The 14942-nt window shown below is 58.2% G+C and carries 18 protein-coding genes; 6 read left to right on the top strand and 12 right to left on the bottom strand.

The features are described 5' to 3' along the window. The first annotated feature begins 24 nt into the window (after positions 1-24). From sctL to KBY02_RS11500, 6 genes are all read left to right on the top strand, one after another. A complete protein-coding gene (gene sctL / locus KBY02_RS11475; RefSeq protein ID WP_060409036.1) occupies positions 25-606 on the top strand; it encodes a type III secretion system stator protein SctL in 582 nt (193 codons plus the stop codon). A gap of 83 nt (positions 607-689) precedes the next feature. Further along, on the top strand, positions 690-914 hold the full coding sequence (locus KBY02_RS11480; protein ID WP_003314139.1) for a type III secretion protein: 225 nt from the start codon (positions 690-692) through the stop codon (positions 912-914). After that, positions 892-1332 carry a type III secretion system protein HrpG gene (locus KBY02_RS11485; RefSeq protein WP_017277760.1) on the top strand — a complete coding sequence of 147 codons (441 nt, stop codon included), beginning with the start codon at positions 892-894 and terminating at the stop codon, positions 1330-1332. The genes KBY02_RS11480 and KBY02_RS11485 overlap by 23 nt, the downstream gene beginning before the upstream one ends. Before the next feature lies 1 nt (position 1333). Beyond that, on the top strand, positions 1334-3436 hold the full coding sequence (sctC, locus tag KBY02_RS11490; RefSeq protein WP_058398994.1) for a type III secretion system outer membrane ring subunit SctC: 2103 nt from the start codon (positions 1334-1336) through the stop codon (positions 3434-3436). Further along, complete coding sequence (gene hrpT, locus KBY02_RS11495) at positions 3433-3636, top strand: HrpT family type III secretion system protein (protein ID WP_003314144.1); 204 nt, start codon at positions 3433-3435, stop codon at positions 3634-3636. Before sctC ends, hrpT begins: the two co-directional genes overlap by 4 nt. Positions 3637-3638: 2 nt before the next feature. After that, entirely contained in the window at positions 3639-3986 is a 348-nt protein-coding gene (locus tag KBY02_RS11500; RefSeq protein ID WP_003339817.1) for a negative regulator of hrp expression HrpV, read from the top strand. 603 nt (positions 3987-4589) lie between these two features. On the opposite strand, the gene KBY02_RS11505 is transcribed toward KBY02_RS11500, so the two are convergent. From KBY02_RS11505 to sctD, 12 genes are all read right to left on the bottom strand, one after another. Beyond that, the gene (locus KBY02_RS11505) at positions 4590-5450 is read right to left on the bottom strand and encodes an HNH endonuclease (RefSeq protein ID WP_004406544.1); all 861 of its coding nucleotides are present in this window, start codon (positions 5448-5450) and stop codon (positions 4590-4592) included. After that, positions 5447-7150 carry an AAA family ATPase gene (locus KBY02_RS11510; protein WP_225650374.1) on the bottom strand — a complete coding sequence of 568 codons (1704 nt, stop codon included), beginning with the start codon at positions 7148-7150 and terminating at the stop codon, positions 5447-5449. Before KBY02_RS11510 ends, KBY02_RS11505 begins: the two co-directional genes overlap by 4 nt. 531 nt (positions 7151-7681) lie before the next feature. Next, positions 7682-8761, bottom strand: a complete 1080-nt coding sequence (gene sctU / locus KBY02_RS11515; RefSeq protein ID WP_024651706.1) for a type III secretion system export apparatus subunit SctU — start codon at positions 8759-8761, stop codon at positions 7682-7684. Continuing rightward, complete coding sequence (sctT, locus tag KBY02_RS11520) at positions 8758-9552, bottom strand: type III secretion system export apparatus subunit SctT (RefSeq protein ID WP_003339813.1); 795 nt, start codon at positions 9550-9552, stop codon at positions 8758-8760. The genes sctU and sctT overlap by 4 nt, the downstream gene beginning before the upstream one ends. Then, complete coding sequence (sctS, locus tag KBY02_RS11525) at positions 9553-9819, bottom strand: type III secretion system export apparatus subunit SctS (RefSeq protein WP_003339811.1); 267 nt, start codon at positions 9817-9819, stop codon at positions 9553-9555. Positions 9820-9826: 7 nt separating this feature from the next. Beyond that, on the bottom strand, positions 9827-10480 hold the full coding sequence (gene sctR / locus KBY02_RS11530) for a type III secretion system export apparatus subunit SctR (protein WP_004406534.1): 654 nt from the start codon (positions 10478-10480) through the stop codon (positions 9827-9829). Next, on the bottom strand, positions 10477-10875 hold the full coding sequence (locus KBY02_RS11535) for a FliM/FliN family flagellar motor switch protein (protein WP_225650376.1): 399 nt from the start codon (positions 10873-10875) through the stop codon (positions 10477-10479). Before KBY02_RS11535 ends, sctR begins: the two co-directional genes overlap by 4 nt. Next, positions 10865-11581 carry a type III secretion system protein gene (locus KBY02_RS11540; RefSeq protein WP_116829209.1) on the bottom strand — a complete coding sequence of 239 codons (717 nt, stop codon included), beginning with the start codon at positions 11579-11581 and terminating at the stop codon, positions 10865-10867. Before KBY02_RS11540 ends, KBY02_RS11535 begins: the two co-directional genes overlap by 11 nt. Further along, entirely contained in the window at positions 11578-12150 is a 573-nt protein-coding gene (hrpP, locus tag KBY02_RS11545; protein WP_024638520.1) for a type III secretion system protein HrpP, read from the bottom strand. Before hrpP ends, KBY02_RS11540 begins: the two co-directional genes overlap by 4 nt. A 6-nt stretch (positions 12151-12156) precedes the next feature. Next, positions 12157-12603 (bottom strand): type III secretion protein, encoded by a 447-nt coding sequence (locus KBY02_RS11550; protein ID WP_148193193.1) that lies wholly within the window; start codon positions 12601-12603, stop codon positions 12157-12159. Between the two features lie 2 nt (positions 12604-12605). Then, on the bottom strand, positions 12606-13955 hold the full coding sequence (gene hrcN, locus KBY02_RS11555) for a type III secretion system ATPase HrcN (RefSeq protein WP_011266891.1): 1350 nt from the start codon (positions 13953-13955) through the stop codon (positions 12606-12608). Beyond that, entirely contained in the window at positions 13952-14926 is a 975-nt protein-coding gene (gene sctD / locus KBY02_RS11560; RefSeq protein WP_011266892.1) for a type III secretion system inner membrane ring subunit SctD, read from the bottom strand. The genes hrcN and sctD overlap by 4 nt, the downstream gene beginning before the upstream one ends. Positions 14927-14942: the final 16 nt, after the last annotated feature.

The following is a 14942-nucleotide window of genomic DNA, read 5'->3' on the forward strand; positions in this document are numbered from 1 at the left end:
CCCTCTGCATCAGGAATTCGCACCATGCTTGCCAAACGCAGTATTACCCTGACTGCCGACGCGGTGCTGCCCGAGCCGGTATTGCGCCGTGAAGACATCGCCAACAGCCTGCTGGCTCGCGATATTCTGACTGACGCGCAACGTCAGGCGGAGCAGATGCTGGTACTTGAGCAGGCTAAAGCCGATCGTCGGCATCAGGAGGCGCTTGCGCAGTTCTGGGAGCGCGCCAATGCCTTTCTGGACGAGCTGCACGTCCAGCGCGAAGCCTTGCAGCAGCAGGCCATGACTGCTGTAGAGGAACTGCTGACTGAGGCATTGAGCCAGTTACTCGACGAAACGACCCTTGCCGAGCGTGCTCGGGCACTGGTCAGGAACCTGGCAGCCAGCCAGCTCAACGAAGCAGTGGCCACACTCAGCGTTCATCCAGAGATGGCCGAGCCGGTCGCCGAATGGTTGGCAGAGAGCCGTTTTGCCGAGCACTGGGCGCTCAAACGGGATGCGACGCTGGCCACTGAAAGCCTGCGCCTGAGCGACGCCAACGGCGCTTTCGAAATCGATTGGGCAACGCTGCGCAATGGGCTGGCAGGCGCGGAGCCGGCTGCCTGAAACAGACTCTTGCGGCGAAAATGGAACCGCTCCACCTGTTTGCTCCACTCAAGGTTTGAACCTTTCTGCTGGAGTGTCAGGACATGATAAATTTCAAATCCCTGCAAAATAACCTCGATTCCACGCTCACCCGCGCGTTGTCCGACGTGGATGACGTGCTGGACGGGGGCAATGGGCATTTCACCGCCGACGACATCGATGCCTTCAGTGAGGCGAGCCAGCAGGCTGCGGTCAGCTCCAACATCGCTGATCAATGCCAGCAGGCTGGTTATAAAATGACCAAAAATGTCATCGATGGATTTCAGTGAGTTCGAGGAGGTCGTCGGCCTGTGGCGTGATCAGCGTCCGGCGAGCCCGCTCGACTGCTGGGTCGACGACGCCAACGCACGGCTGGAAATGGTGGGTGGCGGAGTCCGTTGCAGCATCGAGTTACTCGACCCCTATGACGCCAACGACCCTCAGCGTATCGAAGCATTGCTCAGTCACGGCGGTGCCAGCCTGGCGTGTGCCTGTGACGGCGCGTTCGCCATCGATCCGCAAACGCGCTGCATGGTGCTGGTCAGCTGGATGCCTGGCCCCTGCAGCCTTGCCGATCTGCTGAACCGTCTGGAAAGCCTGGCCAATCAGCGCGCGGCCTTGCTCAGCCTGATGCACACCACTCTGGTCAATTCCGTGCCCGCCTTAGCCGGGCGCACGACCCTCAATCACCGGCAACCGGGAGTTTGAAATGCGCAAGGCCTTGATGTGGTTGCCTTTATTGTTGATCGGGCTGTCCCCCGCCACGTGGGCGGTGACCCCCGAAGCCTGGAAACATACGGCTTACGCCTACGATGCCCGGCAGACCGAGCTGGCGACAGCGCTGGCCGACTTCGCCAAGGAATTCGGCATGGCGCTGGATATGCCGCCCATTCCCGGGGTCCTCGATGACCGGATACGCGCTCAGAGCCCGGAAGAGTTTCTCGACCGCCTGGGCCAGGAATATCACTTCCAGTGGTTTGTGTATAACGACACGTTGTACGTCAGCCCCTCCAGCGAGCACACCTCGGCACGCATCGAAGTGTCATCCGACGCGGTAGATGACCTGCAGACTGCCTTGACCGATGTGGGGCTGCTGGACAAGCGCTTCGGTTGGGGGGTACTGCCGAACGAAGGCGTGGTTCTGGTTCGCGGCCCTGCAAAATATGTGGAACTGGTGCGCGATTACAGCAAGAAAGTCGAAGCACCTGAAAAGGGCGACAAGCAGGACATCATCGTATTCCCGCTCAAGTACGCCAGTGCCGCGGACCGCACCATTCGCTATCGCGATCAACAACTGGTGGTCGCCGGGGTGGCCAGTATTCTCCAGGATTTGCTGGATACCCGTTCTCGTGGCGGGTCGATCAATGGCATGGATCTGCTGGGGCGAGGCGGTCGCGGTAACGGCCTGGCGGGCGGTGGCGGCCCGGACGCTCCGAGTCTGCCGATGAGCTCCAGCGGCCTCGATACCAATGCGTTGGAGCAGGGCCTCGATCAGGTGCTGCATTATGGCGGCGGCGGCAAAAGCGCTGGAAAAAGCCGCTCTGGCGGTCGGGCCAACATCCGTGTAACGGCCGATGTCCGTAACAACGCCGTGCTGATCTACGACTTGCCCTCGCGCAAGGCCATGTACGAAAAGCTCATCAAAGAGCTGGATGTTTCGCGCAACCTGATCGAAATCGACGCCGTGATCCTCGACATCGATCGCAACGAGCTGGCAGAACTGTCCAGCCGCTGGAACTTCAATGCCGGGAGTGTCAACGGGGGCGCCAACATGTTCGACGCTGGCACCAGCTCCACCCTGTTCATTCAGAACGCCGGCAAGTTCGCTGCCGAACTGCATGCGCTGGAAGGTAACGGTTCAGCCTCGGTGATCGGCAACCCGTCCATTCTTACCCTTGAAAACCAGCCGGCCGTGATCGACTTCAGTCGCACCGAATACCTCACCGCGACGTCGGAACGCGTGGCCAATATCGAGCCCATCACCGCTGGCACCAGTCTGCAGGTGACTCCGCGCTCGCTGGACCACGATGGCAAGCCTCAGGTGCAACTGATCGTCGATATCGAGGATGGTCAGATCGACATCTCCGACATCAATGACACGCAGCCAAGTGTGCGCAAAGGCAATGTCAGTACCCAGGCCGTCATAGCCGAACACGGTTCACTGGTCATCGGCGGTTTCCATGGCCTTGAAGCCAACGACAAGGTCCACAAGGTTCCGTTGCTGGGCGATATTCCCTACATCGGCAAACTGCTGTTCCAGTCCCGCAGCCGCGAACTGAGCCAGCGCGAGCGCCTGTTCATTCTGACGCCAAGACTGATTGGCGACCAGGTCAACCCGGCTCGCTATGTGCAGAACGGCAACCCTCACGATGTCGATGATCAGATGAAAAGGATCAAGGAACGGCGTGACGGCGGTGAGCTGCCTACCCGCGGCGACATTCAGAAAGTCTTCACGCAGATGGTCGATGGCGCTGCGCCAGAGGGCATGCATGATGGCGAAACACTGCCCTTTGAAACCGACAGCCTGTGTGACCCGGGCCAGGGCCTGAGCCTCGATGGCCAGCGCTCGCAATGGTATGCACGCAAGGACTGGGGTGTGGCCGTCGTGGTAGCGCGTAACAATACCGAAAAACCGGTGCGCATCGACGAGAGTCGCTGCGGTGGTCGCTGGGTCATCGGCGTCGCCGCCTGGCCCCACGCATGGCTGCAACCGGGCGAGGAGAGCGAAGTGTATATCGCGGTACGTCAGCCACAGATATCGAAAATGGCCAAAGAGAGCCGGCCATCACTGCTCCGGGGGGCAAAGCCATGAAGATCAGCAGCGTTGCAGTCGTGTTGGTGGTGTTCGCTACCCTGACCGGGTGCGCCACACACGGTTGTTCGGGCACTGCCTGCAAACGTCCGGACTCCACCAGCCGCGAACTGGTCATCTGGTGGCCCCCGGACATGCGTGACGGTCTTGACGATCAGGACCACGAGCGCGATTACACCGTCGTGAAGTTAAGGGACTAGACATGATTGAGGTCGAGGAGAAAACAGCGTTCTACTACAACGTTGCGGCACAGAGCCCTGCGGTCTGGCCGGTGGCAAACGGAGTCTCCTTCGTCAGCCGCCGCGAGCACCATGACTGGGGCATTGCGCTGCACATCGAGGGTCGAGCGCTGCGTCCCGAACAACTCAGAGAGGCGCTGCAACTGAGGTTTTCAGAAGCCGAACGATTCAATGACTACTTTCTGTTCCTGGATATGCGGCGTGATTTCGTCGTGTGGCACGCGGTGAGCGACGCCCCCCATGCCGTCACCAATCTGGATGATATCCGCCGAAACGAACTGATACTGGCAGGCCTGGATCATCTGGCTTAGGAGATAACACCCGAGTGAAAAAAAGACCGCCCCAGTGCAGATGGGGCGGTCTTTTTTTGGGGCAGCTGAAAGCTGCGAGCGGCAAGCCTCAAGCAGTATTGGGGCATCTTGCAGGACGCAGTCAGTAGCAGGAGATAATACGCAGGGAATGGGAGAGGGCTGGTGCATAAGCAACCACCAGGCTCTGTACGTAAAGTGGCTTCGCATCGGTGATGCTGCGTTAAAAACAGGCTCGAGCGCGGGTCCGATCGGAATGCTCATTTACAACACGTAGAGTCGAACGCGACCCCGGCCGTTCCTCGCCTGTTTTTGCCTTGCCTGACCTTCGCTCCTCGACTTTTCGTACAGAGCCTAAAGTCAGTAGGTCAAGATTGCAAAGTGGTATGAACCCCTCGACGTAGTTCGAGACCTGATTTCAGATTCATATCCGCTTTAACGAACAGTATTTGATTGACCTGAAAGATGAGTGATCAACTCCCTACCGTACTAACATCCACAACATACGTGGGCTATCTTTTCGGGCTGACGGTAAGCCCGTCAGCCATTGCATGATCTAATCTATTGCGCAAATGCCATGACGGGCTCCCAGTAGGTGAATGGGGTCTAGATAAGCCGATGCGCTCCATTGGACCTCAGCGGTTTGCTCACAACGTGCCGTTGGAGTTCCCGCACAGCATCCTGGTTTTTAAGAACACCTTGATAGAAGGCCGTCGCCCAATTATTAGGGTATGGATCGCATTCTCGCTCGCTGAGCCTGGACTCAAATATAGATTTTATATCGCAGGGCTTGCTCTGGGCAATCCTAATCCAATGGCGGTATTGTTCATCGCAGTAGTCCACGATTCGCTGCTTGATATGCAGGTTTTTTAAGTGAGAACTTATTCTCTTCTCATCAACATCTGTAATGCTTTCTGGAATACTGAAGGCCGGTGAGAAAACAAGCTTTCCCTTCACGATCGTTACCTCAATCTTAAACCTCAGTGTCGACAACGCAGGGCTATAGATAGGATGAAGAAAGAACGACTGATTTTCATTTTCACAAAAATATTTCACCCCTTTTATTGGGGCGCAGTCACGACATTGAGGCACCAGATTATCAGAAAAAATCGAATATTCCGGCCAACGCTCTTTCGGTAAGAAATGGTCGAGCGTTTCCGGCGCTCGAGGAAATCCACAATAGGGGCACTCATCCAGCGTATGATCATGACGGCGAGCCTCTAACAGTGTTTTTAACGCAGCTGGAGGGCGCTCATAAAAGTCTATCAGTACGTGGCCAGAAAGTGAGATCCCGCTTTTTCGTGGCTCTGTTTGATAGTCCTCAATAAAACCGTCAAACTCTTCATAGCGCTCGCGAACGGCATACTTAATAAATCCAAGTATGGCAGTGTTTTTTTTAGCTGAGCCAATAGCCAATTCAAACCAAGAGCAACCCGGTCCAGTGCGAAGGTATGAGAGGTCCTTCATTTCGGCCTCCGCTCAATATCCGGCTCCACATCATTCTCACCCGCGATAAGTTTACCGCTCAGATACGCCAGTGCCTCGTCTCCTACCTTGGGACCGAGCTTCTCAAGGGCCTCCTCCGGACTCGCGCAATCGGCGACAGCTTCGTCAATTGAGTCTTCATAGGGCTTGCGCGTCTGATAGTCATCAAACGCCAGTCCCATGATGACTTCCACGGTCTGACCAAATGTTTCAAAATTGGGTCTCGAAACATCTGTCCTATCCTCCACCTTTCGCAGCACCGAAATCGCAGACCGCTCCACCTCTCGCGCTAATATCGTCGAATGCGTAGCAATGATCGCGTTGGATTTTGTCGCGGCAAGCAACTGCTTCAGCATATCCAAAAGCCCGACCTCCATTGACGGGTGGAGATACAGTTCTGGCTCGTCAAGGATGAGCAGGCTCTCCTCGTCCACTTCGGCGACTAAGTTCGGCAGCAGGTAGGAATAGATGGTCTGCCCGGAACTCAGAGGAACCGTTCTACCTCCTTTTAGGAATTCGATACCCGCCGCGTAATTAAAATCCTTACGCGTAGCGAGACTCAGCCGCACCGCTTCCGTGGTGCGGCTAAGCACTATCGACGAATCATCTGAATTGAAAACTTGAACTGCATCAAAATCAATGGAGTGGAACAACGTATCAAACAGCAGCTCAAAACGGCTACCGCCAGTCCATTCGTTATCTGCATCATATTGAACGATACGATGGAGTGCTCGAGCGCTACTTTCTTTAGGCCACGTCAGGGAAAACTTACCCTCAGGGTCACGGAAACCAATGTAGACATATTCATTGACCAGTCGCCTGCGTCGTTCTTGCTCATCTTTAGCTGTCAGATCACTTTCGTGACTGTCGTCAGTCTGGGCCATGGCTTGGTTTGGCAAGGCATTTGACAGCTCAACCTCGGTTTTGAACGACTCAAAGGGTGAATAGGCTGCCACAATGACTTTATGGAAGAAGGGCCAGCTCTCAGCATGTTTTTCCACTCCCGTAACCAAATCTATCAAGTGGCGGAGGACGTGGCTTTTTCCGACACCGTTCCGGCCAATGAGTAAGTTGATATTGGTACGACCTAACTGCCTGGCGTTGTCAAAATTAAATTCGACAGCGTCAAAGTTATCCGGAAGCCCCTCCAGCTTGAACGAGAACTGTTCCTGCGCTTCATAGCTGCCTAGCGCTATCTGATAGCCTTTTTTTAAGATGGCCTTAGCAAGGCGATCTCTGAACAGGGACAGCTCGAAACCCTCCCAGTTTGAAAAATCTCCGTACGCATGCAGATTATAACTCCCGTCACAAATCTGACGCAGGTAGTCTTCTGCCCTCTGGGGAATGAGAGCGTGGATCCTACGATAATAATCAATGTCGGATGATAGCGAGACCACCTTTTTATGATCCAACAGTTTCGTAATTCGAACGCTTTCTCCGACTTTATCATGGGATGTTAAAAAATAAATTGAAGAGTCATCATAACCATTCACAAGTAACTTGGTGCGCCCCAAGGACTCGCGCCTGCCATGCTCTACATGATAGACCTGAAAGGTGACGATATAACCAAAGTCATCCCAGGCCTTGGAATAATAGGTGCCAATGTGATCTTGCAGTAGATGGATGCCATCAATGTTGTCAATGTTAAGTGCGGTTGAAAAGTAAAACTCTATCCCTGGCATGCATAAGTCCTTTTAAAAATTTTCCCAACTACTTTAAAACAGCCTACGCTTGGCAATATTCCACTGCAAGCCCTTTGCAATGCATCAAGCGGGTGCCCCATCGCCGACTATACTGACCTCTCAGCATAGCGCGCAATGGTATTCAAACGACCCCTTTACTATCCGCCAATCGTCCAGCCCAATTAGAACGACGCTTTATCATCCAGGTTGAGTCTCTGTGCAAGCGTCAACTGACCCACCGCCGACACCTGGTATGGATTGCCACTATCAATCATTCAAGGCGCTTTCATGGCATACACAGCTCCCGAGGGGCTTAGTCCTAATACAACGATTTACCGATACATGGACCTGGCCACACTTCTCCTTGATTCGTCAGCGACTCCTGTTCTTCGCGGAGGTCAGTCATGAAGGCCTCCTCGAGGGGATGCTCATGGATCTGGATAGTTTAATGGACAGTGGCATGGCAGAGATGCTCGAACATGCCGTAAACAAGTACAGCTGCATTTTGGTTCGTCAGTGGACAATAAGCCATCACAGCTCGACTTCAACCTGAATCACTTCATCGGTGACTTCGTCCAGTTGCCGAACCACTTTGTAGATGTGGCCGACAGCCTGCAGGGTGGGGCGGGGGATATATTTTCCGACCTTGGCGCGGTACAGCGTCCGGGTCAGCCAGATGCTCTGCACCACCGGGATGCCGGCTTTTTTGGCGCGGGCAATCAATGCCAGGGCTTCCTCGTCTTCACCTTTGCAATGAATCAGCGGCAGAGGCGTTTCGCCTGGTCGGTAATACAGGGCCACCGCGTAGTGCGTCGGGTTGACCAGCAGCATGTCGGCATCTTCCACCGGCTTGGGCGCAGCACTGGGCTCCTGATTGAGGATCTCCTGGGCAAGTTGCCGACGATGGCCTTTGACGTGGGGGTCGCCTTCCGATTGCTTGTACTCTTTCTTGATGTCTTCGTGGCTCATGCGCAGTTTTTTCGCATGGAAGTATTTCTGCATGGCGAAGTCGATCATCGCGATCGCCAGCAGCAGCCCCAATATCACTCGCAAAATATGCCTGAACAGCTCGACCAGGGCATGCCAGTAGGTCGTCAGATCGCTGTTGGCCAGCAACACCAGGGTGCCCAGCACAGGTTTGACTTGCACATACAGCGTCGCGCCGATGGCAATAGCCTTGAGCACACTGAGCAGCAGGTTGAGCAGGTTTTGCCCGGAAAACATCTGTTTGGCGTGGGAGAACGGGTTGATCTTGTTGGGATCGATTTTCAGCGCCTTGGGCGCGAACAGAAAACCGATCTGCATCCAGCTGCTGATCAAACGCATCAGCATCGCTATACCGACGCTGCACAAGGTAAAGCTGAGCAGTACCGAGAGTCCTTCGCTGGCGATCAGCTCGACCGACGCGGCAAAGCTGCGGTCGATGCCTTGAAAGGACAGCGACAACAGCGCCTCCAGTCGGTTGACGCTTTCATCAGCCAGGGCCAGGGTAATTTCACTGACGGCCATCAACACCAGCAGTTTGCCGAGGTCCTGACTCTGCCCGACCTGACCCTTTTCCCGCGCATCACGCAGTTGCTTGGGCGTGGCCTTTTCGGTTTTTTCGCTCACGGCACTTGCACCAGAAGCGTCAGTAGCGACTTCAGATCAACCAGCTTCAACAATTGACCGGTGCCCAGTTCCAGCAGCGTCGGCAGATAGATCAGCAGAAAAGCGAGGCCGGCCATACTCTTGGCCGGCATGGCGAGGATCGAAACGTTCAGCTGTTGCGCATACAGACCAATGATCGCGAACGCCGCTTCGATCAACAGCAGCAGCGCAATGAAGGGCGCGGCGTACAGCAGCATGTGCTGCATCGTCTGGTTCAACTGCTCCAGAAAGACATCCAGGCCGCCAGCGTTCATGCCCGGCATCCAGGCCGTCGGAGGCCAGACGCTGTAGCTGTCCCAGATGATCTGAGTCATCAGCGAAAGCCCCCCGGTGAGGATTACCAGCATGATCAGGGTTTCTTGAAACAGTTCGCCCAGTGGCGTGGCGTCAGGGCCCAGCGCCGGGTTCAACTGGCCGCCGCTGAGCGCACCGCGCTGGCTGTCGAGCAGCGCGCCCACCGAGGCGAACATCCAGAATGGCGCATACAGCAACAGCCCCAGTAGCGTGCCGAGTACCGCTTCCTTGATCAGCAGGCCGCCGATTGCGAACCAGTTGTCGTCGAGGGACTCCAGAGCCTTGCTGATGGCCGGTGCCGGGATCATCGCCATCACCGCCACGACGGCATAACGCAACGGGCCTTTCAGGTATTTGAAGCAAAAGGCTGGCACCAGCAGCATGCAGGGCATCAGCCGCGCCATTGCCAGTCCCATGCCCAGCATGAATTGAAAGGCGCTGTGCGCGTCGAAGGGCATTTAGTGACTGACCCCGGAGCGGGCAATCAGGTCGAAGGCCATATTGATGAACTGGATCAGCTCGACGCCGATCCAGCGACCGGTCATGGCCAGGGTCAGTCCGACGGCACCCAGTTTGATGCCGAAGGGCAATGTCTGATCCTGAATCTGCATGAGTGCCTGCAGCAGCGAGGTGACCACACCCACCAGCACCGCAACGGCCAGCGGCGGGGCGGTCAGGATGACGACCAGAAACATGCCTTGCTTGAACAACGCCAACGCTTCCATGACCGCCTCACATGTAGGAATAGAACAGGCTGTCGAGCAGACGCGACCAGCCCGATACGAGCACGAACAGCAGCAGTTTGAGCGGCAGCGACAGTGTCATCGGCGAGACCATCTGCATGCCCAGTGCCAGCAACAGGTTGGAGACAATCAGGTCAATGACGATGAAGGGGATATAGATCAGAAAACCGATCTCGAAACCGGCCTGCAATTCCGACAGCACAAAGGCCGGGATCGCCAGCAGAAGATCGTCTTTGCTGGCCTGATCGGCCATTTCCTTGGGCCACATGCGCTGGGTATTTTCCAGCAGGTGGGCGACGACGTCCGGATCGGTGTTGCGTGTCATGAAGCGTTGCAGCGGCTCGATGACGACTTTGAGGCTGCTCTGCAGTTTGTCGGCGTTGCTCAGTTCCAGCGGGTGTTCATGGACCCGCTGCTGTATGTCATGCGCCACCGGGGCCATGACGAACATCGTCGCGGCCAGGGCGATGCCATACAACGCCATGTTCGGCGGTACTTGCTGAACGCCGATCGCGTTGCGGGTGATCAGCAGCGTCATGGCGATCTTCAGAAAGGCGGTACAGACGATCAACAGGAACGGGATCAGCGACAGCGAGCCGAGAAACAGCGCCAGCATGATCGGGTTGATGCCCTCCATGATCATGAGCGCGCCACCAGCCGGGTAATCTGCAAACCGAGGCGGCCTTCGACGTCGACCAGTTCGCCTTCGGCAACCACCTGCTTGCCATGGCACAGCGTGGCGTGGCCTGGCGCGATGCCGCTGACTTCGAGAATGGTTCCGGCGTCCAGTCGGCGCAGTTCGGCAAGGGTTAATCTGAGCTCGCCGCAGCGCAAGGTCAGGTCCAGCTCCAGTGAGTCGAGCATCGGCGACTCATGGTGGTCTCCTGACTGCTTTTCATGCTCCGGTTCGTCCGCATACCCGAATGCCTGCTCGGCGTGTTCGTCGTCATGCGGTTGCTGATCAGCCTGTTCAGGCACCGGTTCTTCATAGTCGTCGAGCATCTCGACGTCGTCCTGATACAGGTCTTCAGTACTCATGGTGACTGTGCTCCTCATGACTGAGCTGCAGAAAAAGATGCTGTGCCTGTTGGTCGGTGCAGGCCGCCCATTGACGGCCAGCGAGTGTCACGGTCCCTTGTCCGGCGCTGTCGAACCGGCAGCGGGCGGGCAGCACCACGTCACCGGGGCGTAGCGCGGCGATTTGTTCCAGGGTCAGTGACAGTTCGCCGACGATCAGCGGTGTCGCCACCGACCAGGATTGGTCCACGTCACGCTTCAAGACTTGCCAGTCAGCCGAACCCAGAAGCCTGAGCAGGGTGGCGGGTGCGGCGTGCAGGTAGGCATCCAGTCGTTCGCTGCCCAGCCGCACGTGAACCCGGCAGCCGATGGCCGGCTCGGTCGGGGCGTCGGAAAACGGCGCAACAGGCGCGAGCAGGTCGGCAATCACCGGGCTCAGGCGCTGGTTGAATAGCTGCCAGTACCAAGCCTGGTGCTCGCCGCCAAGCGTGAAAGGTATTTCGCCCAGCAGGCTGAGCAACGCTTCGGCATCGCTCAGTAACAACGGGCCGACCGCAGTATTCAACCAGACACCGTCTGCCGGTATCCGTCCGTCTTCGAGCTGCGGCAGCAGGCTCAGTTCGGCGTGCTGACCGCGGGCGCTGAAGCCCAGGCGTCGTCCGGCGCCAAGTGCGCGTGTGGCTTGCGCCAGCAAAGCGTCGACCTTGCGCAGACGCAGGGCGCTCATGCTGTGAAGTCTTCATGCATGTCCAGCTCGACATCCTGCCCGAGTGCCTGCGCCAGCGAGTCCCGGCATGCGCCGACCTGGCCCTGCAAGCGCTTGAGAACGTCACGTCGGCCAAAGCCCAGTTGAATGCTCCAGCGGTTTTCGGATTTGCTGGCGTTGACCCGCACGCTCCCCAGATTGGGCATGAGCAGGCTGAAGGCCAGCGGACCGTCCGGCTGATCGGGCAAACGCTGCGCCAGCTCGTCGATCAACTGCGTCGGTACGTTTTCGGATTGTGCAGAGAAGGCCACACCGCTGCCTCCGAAGCCCTGCTGATCCGGCTCTTCACCTACCTGCGGTATCAGCAGTTGCGAGAAGAACATGCCGTCGGCGCTCATCGGGCTGTCGGTGACTGAACGGTTCAGCGCGAAACGAACCTTCTGTACATCGCCGCGAGGCGCCCCGGCAAAGGCTGGCGGCTGGTCATCGGACCTGGCGGGTTGACGCAGCGAAGGCAGGGCGCGCGAGGTGGCCGGCGGGGCACTCGGCACGGGTGGCGCTTTGGCAGGGGTTTTGATCGGTGCGGTCATCGTCACTTAACCTTCTTCGTTGAGCGTCTCCTCCATGCAGGCGAGTTTCTCGACCGCGCGCTGAGACGCTTTGGCTTGCAGCCGTTTCTGTTCAAGCAACGCCTGTTGTTCAGCTACTCGCATTTGCTGTTGCTCCACGTCCTGGCGGATGTAAGCCAGGCGGTCGAGCATGGTTCTTTCCTTTTCGTGCCAGGCGTCGACATCAGTCAGGCTGAGCGTCTTTTGCAAATGCGCATGGGACAGACTCTCGCGGCGGCGCTTATGGTTGTCGCGTTCCTGATTCAGCGACGCCCTGGTCTCTGCTAAGTGGTCGAGCATCGATTTCAGTTCCAACTGCGCCTGGCGATGGGCGCGCTCGGCACTGGCCTGACGATGTTGGCGCAGTGGCGTGAGCAGCCCGATCACCTGCTGCAGAGCGACCTGTTGCGGGTCGTCTTCCAGTGGTTCGTCCATGGCTACTCCGGCAGTTGAGAGGTGAGTTGCAGCAGCCTGTCGAGGGTTTCCTGCAACGGCACGGGCTCACGCAGGTCCTGGCGCAGGAACGCGTTTATAGCCTCGTTCAGTTGCACGGCACAGTCGGTGACCGGGTCGGCCCCGGCCTGGTATTCGCCCAGGCGCAGGAGCATTTCCACTTGTTTATAGGCGGCCAGCAACTGACGCAGGCGATTGTTCGCCCGTTGATGTTCGCGACCGGTGACGTTGCTCAGGATCCGGCTGATGCTGGCCGACACATCGATCGCCGGGTAGTGCCCGCGTTCAGCCAGTTTGCGCGACAGTACGATGTGCCCGTCGAGCAACGAGCGCACTTCGTCGGCGACCGGATCGTTCATCGAGTCCTGTTCGATCAGTACCGTGTAAAGCGCGGTGATCGAACCGTTTTCGCTCATCCCGGCGCGTTCCACCAGGCGTGGCAGCAGGGTGTACACCGAGGGCGGCAGACCGCCGCGCCCCAGCGGCTCGCCCGAGGCAATGCCGATTTCCCGTTGCGCGCGGGCGAAGCGGGTCAGCGAGTCGAGCAGCAACAACACTTTCTGGCCGCGGGCGCGAAAGGCTTCGGCAATGGCGGTCGCGGTGAACGCAGCGCGGGCGCGCTCCATGCTGGAACGATCGGATGTCGCACAGACCAGCACCGAGCGGCGGCGCAGGGTTTCGTCCAGTTCATGGTCGAGAAACTCGCGCAGCTCGCGGCCCCGTTCGCCGATCAGGCCGAAAACGATGACGTCACAATCCATGTTGCGCGCCAGTTCGGCCATCAACGTGGTCTTGCCGCAGCCTGCACCGGCGAACAGCCCGACACGCTGGCCTTCGCCGAGCAGGATCGCACTGTCGATGGCGCGTATCCCGGTGGGTAACGCCCGGGTGATACGCGGTCGCTGGGTCGGCGGCAGGGCGTCGGCGATCACCGGCAGCGTCGTGCGGCGATCCTCGGGACCCGCGAAAGCGCCGAGGCAATCGCCCATCAGCGGGCGCCCGAAACCGTCCAGTACACAGCCGAGCAGGCTGTCATCGACACCGATCCGGTGTGCCACGCCCAGCGGGCGGATCGGCGCGCCGACCTGAATACCGTCGGGTGGCCCCAAGGCGCTGAGCAGCGTGCATTCCTGGGTGAAACCGACGATTTCGGCCAGCAGCAACGAGCCGTCGGCTTTGCTCACTTCACAGAGATCGCCGACCTTGGCCGACGGAATCTTGCACTCCAGCAGAATCCCGCGCACGGCGCTGACCCGGCCAATGACGCGCACCGCGCAGTACTCGCTCAAACGCCTGGCGTGGGCGTCTTTCCACAGGTTCAGTGCTGCATTCACCAGTTCACCTCGATATGGCGATTACCGTCGAATTGCAGACGCTGATTGTCGATACGGGTGAGGCGCAGGCCATCCACTTCATCGCCTACGTACACACGTCGACCGTCGGCAGTCACCAGGTGCGCATGCGGCCCGGTCATGATCTGAACCACCACAAAGGGCAGGGTGTTGCGATTGCTGCCCACGTTGTCCAGAACGGTGACCGGCGAGTCGTACAGGGCCTTGAAGCGCTGAAGCATGCGCTGGTAGACCAGCAGCGATTCTTCTTTCAGATCGCCGTTGAGAATCAGCCCGTCGGGCGTCTCTTCCACGCTGACGTCGGTCAGCAGGCGGTCGCTGAGCATGGTGCTCAACTGGTGGCGGACGGCATCTGCGCTGCTCAGGCGTATGCGGTTGTCGGTCACAGGGTTTGCCGCCCTGGCTGGCGCCTTGGGTGTATCGGGCGAGGCCTCTGTCGTGGCGGCCGCCAGGTGCGCCGGGCTCTGATCCATCGCAATAGCGGGCGGGCGGGTCAGGCTCCAGGCGCTGCCGATGACGCCCACCAGCAGCCCGGCGATGATGCCCGTGGTGCGGTTGAGAAACTGCGAGCGGGACTTGACCTTCTCCAGCGGCACGTCGTTGCGTGCCTGCCCGGATTCGGCCTCAGGCTGTTTGGGAATCACGGCGGGCACCGAGGGCCACTCATCGCCTGCAGGCGAAACGCACAGCCACACCGAACCCAGCATGAAGGCGTTATTGAGCGTCAGGTCGATGCTCGGCCGGGCGTTGCCCTGTTCGTCGCAGACCGCGCCTTGTTCAGCGTTCAGTGTCCAGTTGTCGTCGACACGTTGCAGGCGGCAATGCAGGCTTTCCACGCCCGCATCGTCCAGCGCCAGATCGTGTTGCCCGGCAGAGCCAATCGACCATTGCTCACCGATCAGCGGTAATGCCGCGCCTTGGTGCTGGCCGTTCAGTACGCGTAATTCAAACATCTGAAAGTCTCCGTGC

This window comes from Pseudomonas sp. P129 (assembly GCF_020312195.1).
GTDB classification, from domain to species: Bacteria; Pseudomonadota; Gammaproteobacteria; order Pseudomonadales; family Pseudomonadaceae; genus Aquipseudomonas; species Aquipseudomonas fragariae.

What these genes read in the sequence shown, in the direction of transcription:
- KBY02_RS11550 (WP_148193193.1), bottom strand. Translation starts at nt 12,603, where the DNA reads ATGGACGAACCACTGGAAGACGACCCGCAACAGGTCGCTCTGCAGCAG.
- KBY02_RS11500 (WP_003339817.1), top strand. Translation starts at nt 3,639, where the DNA reads ATGATTGAGGTCGAGGAGAAAACAGCGTTCTACTACAACGTTGCGGCA.
- sctD (WP_011266892.1), bottom strand. Translation starts at nt 14,926, where the DNA reads ATGTTTGAATTACGCGTACTGAACGGCCAGCACCAAGGCGCGGCATTA.
- sctR (WP_004406534.1), bottom strand. Translation starts at nt 10,480, where the DNA reads ATGATCATGGAGGGCATCAACCCGATCATGCTGGCGCTGTTTCTCGGC.
- hrpP (WP_024638520.1), bottom strand. Translation starts at nt 12,150, where the DNA reads ATGACCGCACCGATCAAAACCCCTGCCAAAGCGCCACCCGTGCCGAGT.
- sctC (WP_058398994.1), top strand. Translation starts at nt 1,334, where the DNA reads ATGCGCAAGGCCTTGATGTGGTTGCCTTTATTGTTGATCGGGCTGTCC.
- KBY02_RS11485 (WP_017277760.1), top strand. Translation starts at nt 892, where the DNA reads ATGTCATCGATGGATTTCAGTGAGTTCGAGGAGGTCGTCGGCCTGTGG.
- KBY02_RS11480 (WP_003314139.1), top strand. Translation starts at nt 690, where the DNA reads ATGATAAATTTCAAATCCCTGCAAAATAACCTCGATTCCACGCTCACC.
- hrpT (WP_003314144.1), top strand. Translation starts at nt 3,433, where the DNA reads ATGAAGATCAGCAGCGTTGCAGTCGTGTTGGTGGTGTTCGCTACCCTG.
- KBY02_RS11535 (WP_225650376.1), bottom strand. Translation starts at nt 10,875, where the DNA reads ATGAGTACTGAAGACCTGTATCAGGACGACGTCGAGATGCTCGACGAC.
- KBY02_RS11540 (WP_116829209.1), bottom strand. Translation starts at nt 11,581, where the DNA reads ATGAGCGCCCTGCGTCTGCGCAAGGTCGACGCTTTGCTGGCGCAAGCC.
- sctS (WP_003339811.1), bottom strand. Translation starts at nt 9,819, where the DNA reads ATGGAAGCGTTGGCGTTGTTCAAGCAAGGCATGTTTCTGGTCGTCATC.
- sctL (WP_060409036.1), top strand. Translation starts at nt 25, where the DNA reads ATGCTTGCCAAACGCAGTATTACCCTGACTGCCGACGCGGTGCTGCCC.
- KBY02_RS11505 (WP_004406544.1), bottom strand. Translation starts at nt 5,450, where the DNA reads ATGAAGGACCTCTCATACCTTCGCACTGGACCGGGTTGCTCTTGGTTT.
- KBY02_RS11510 (WP_225650374.1), bottom strand. Translation starts at nt 7,150, where the DNA reads ATGCCAGGGATAGAGTTTTACTTTTCAACCGCACTTAACATTGACAAC.
- sctT (WP_003339813.1), bottom strand. Translation starts at nt 9,552, where the DNA reads ATGCCCTTCGACGCGCACAGCGCCTTTCAATTCATGCTGGGCATGGGA.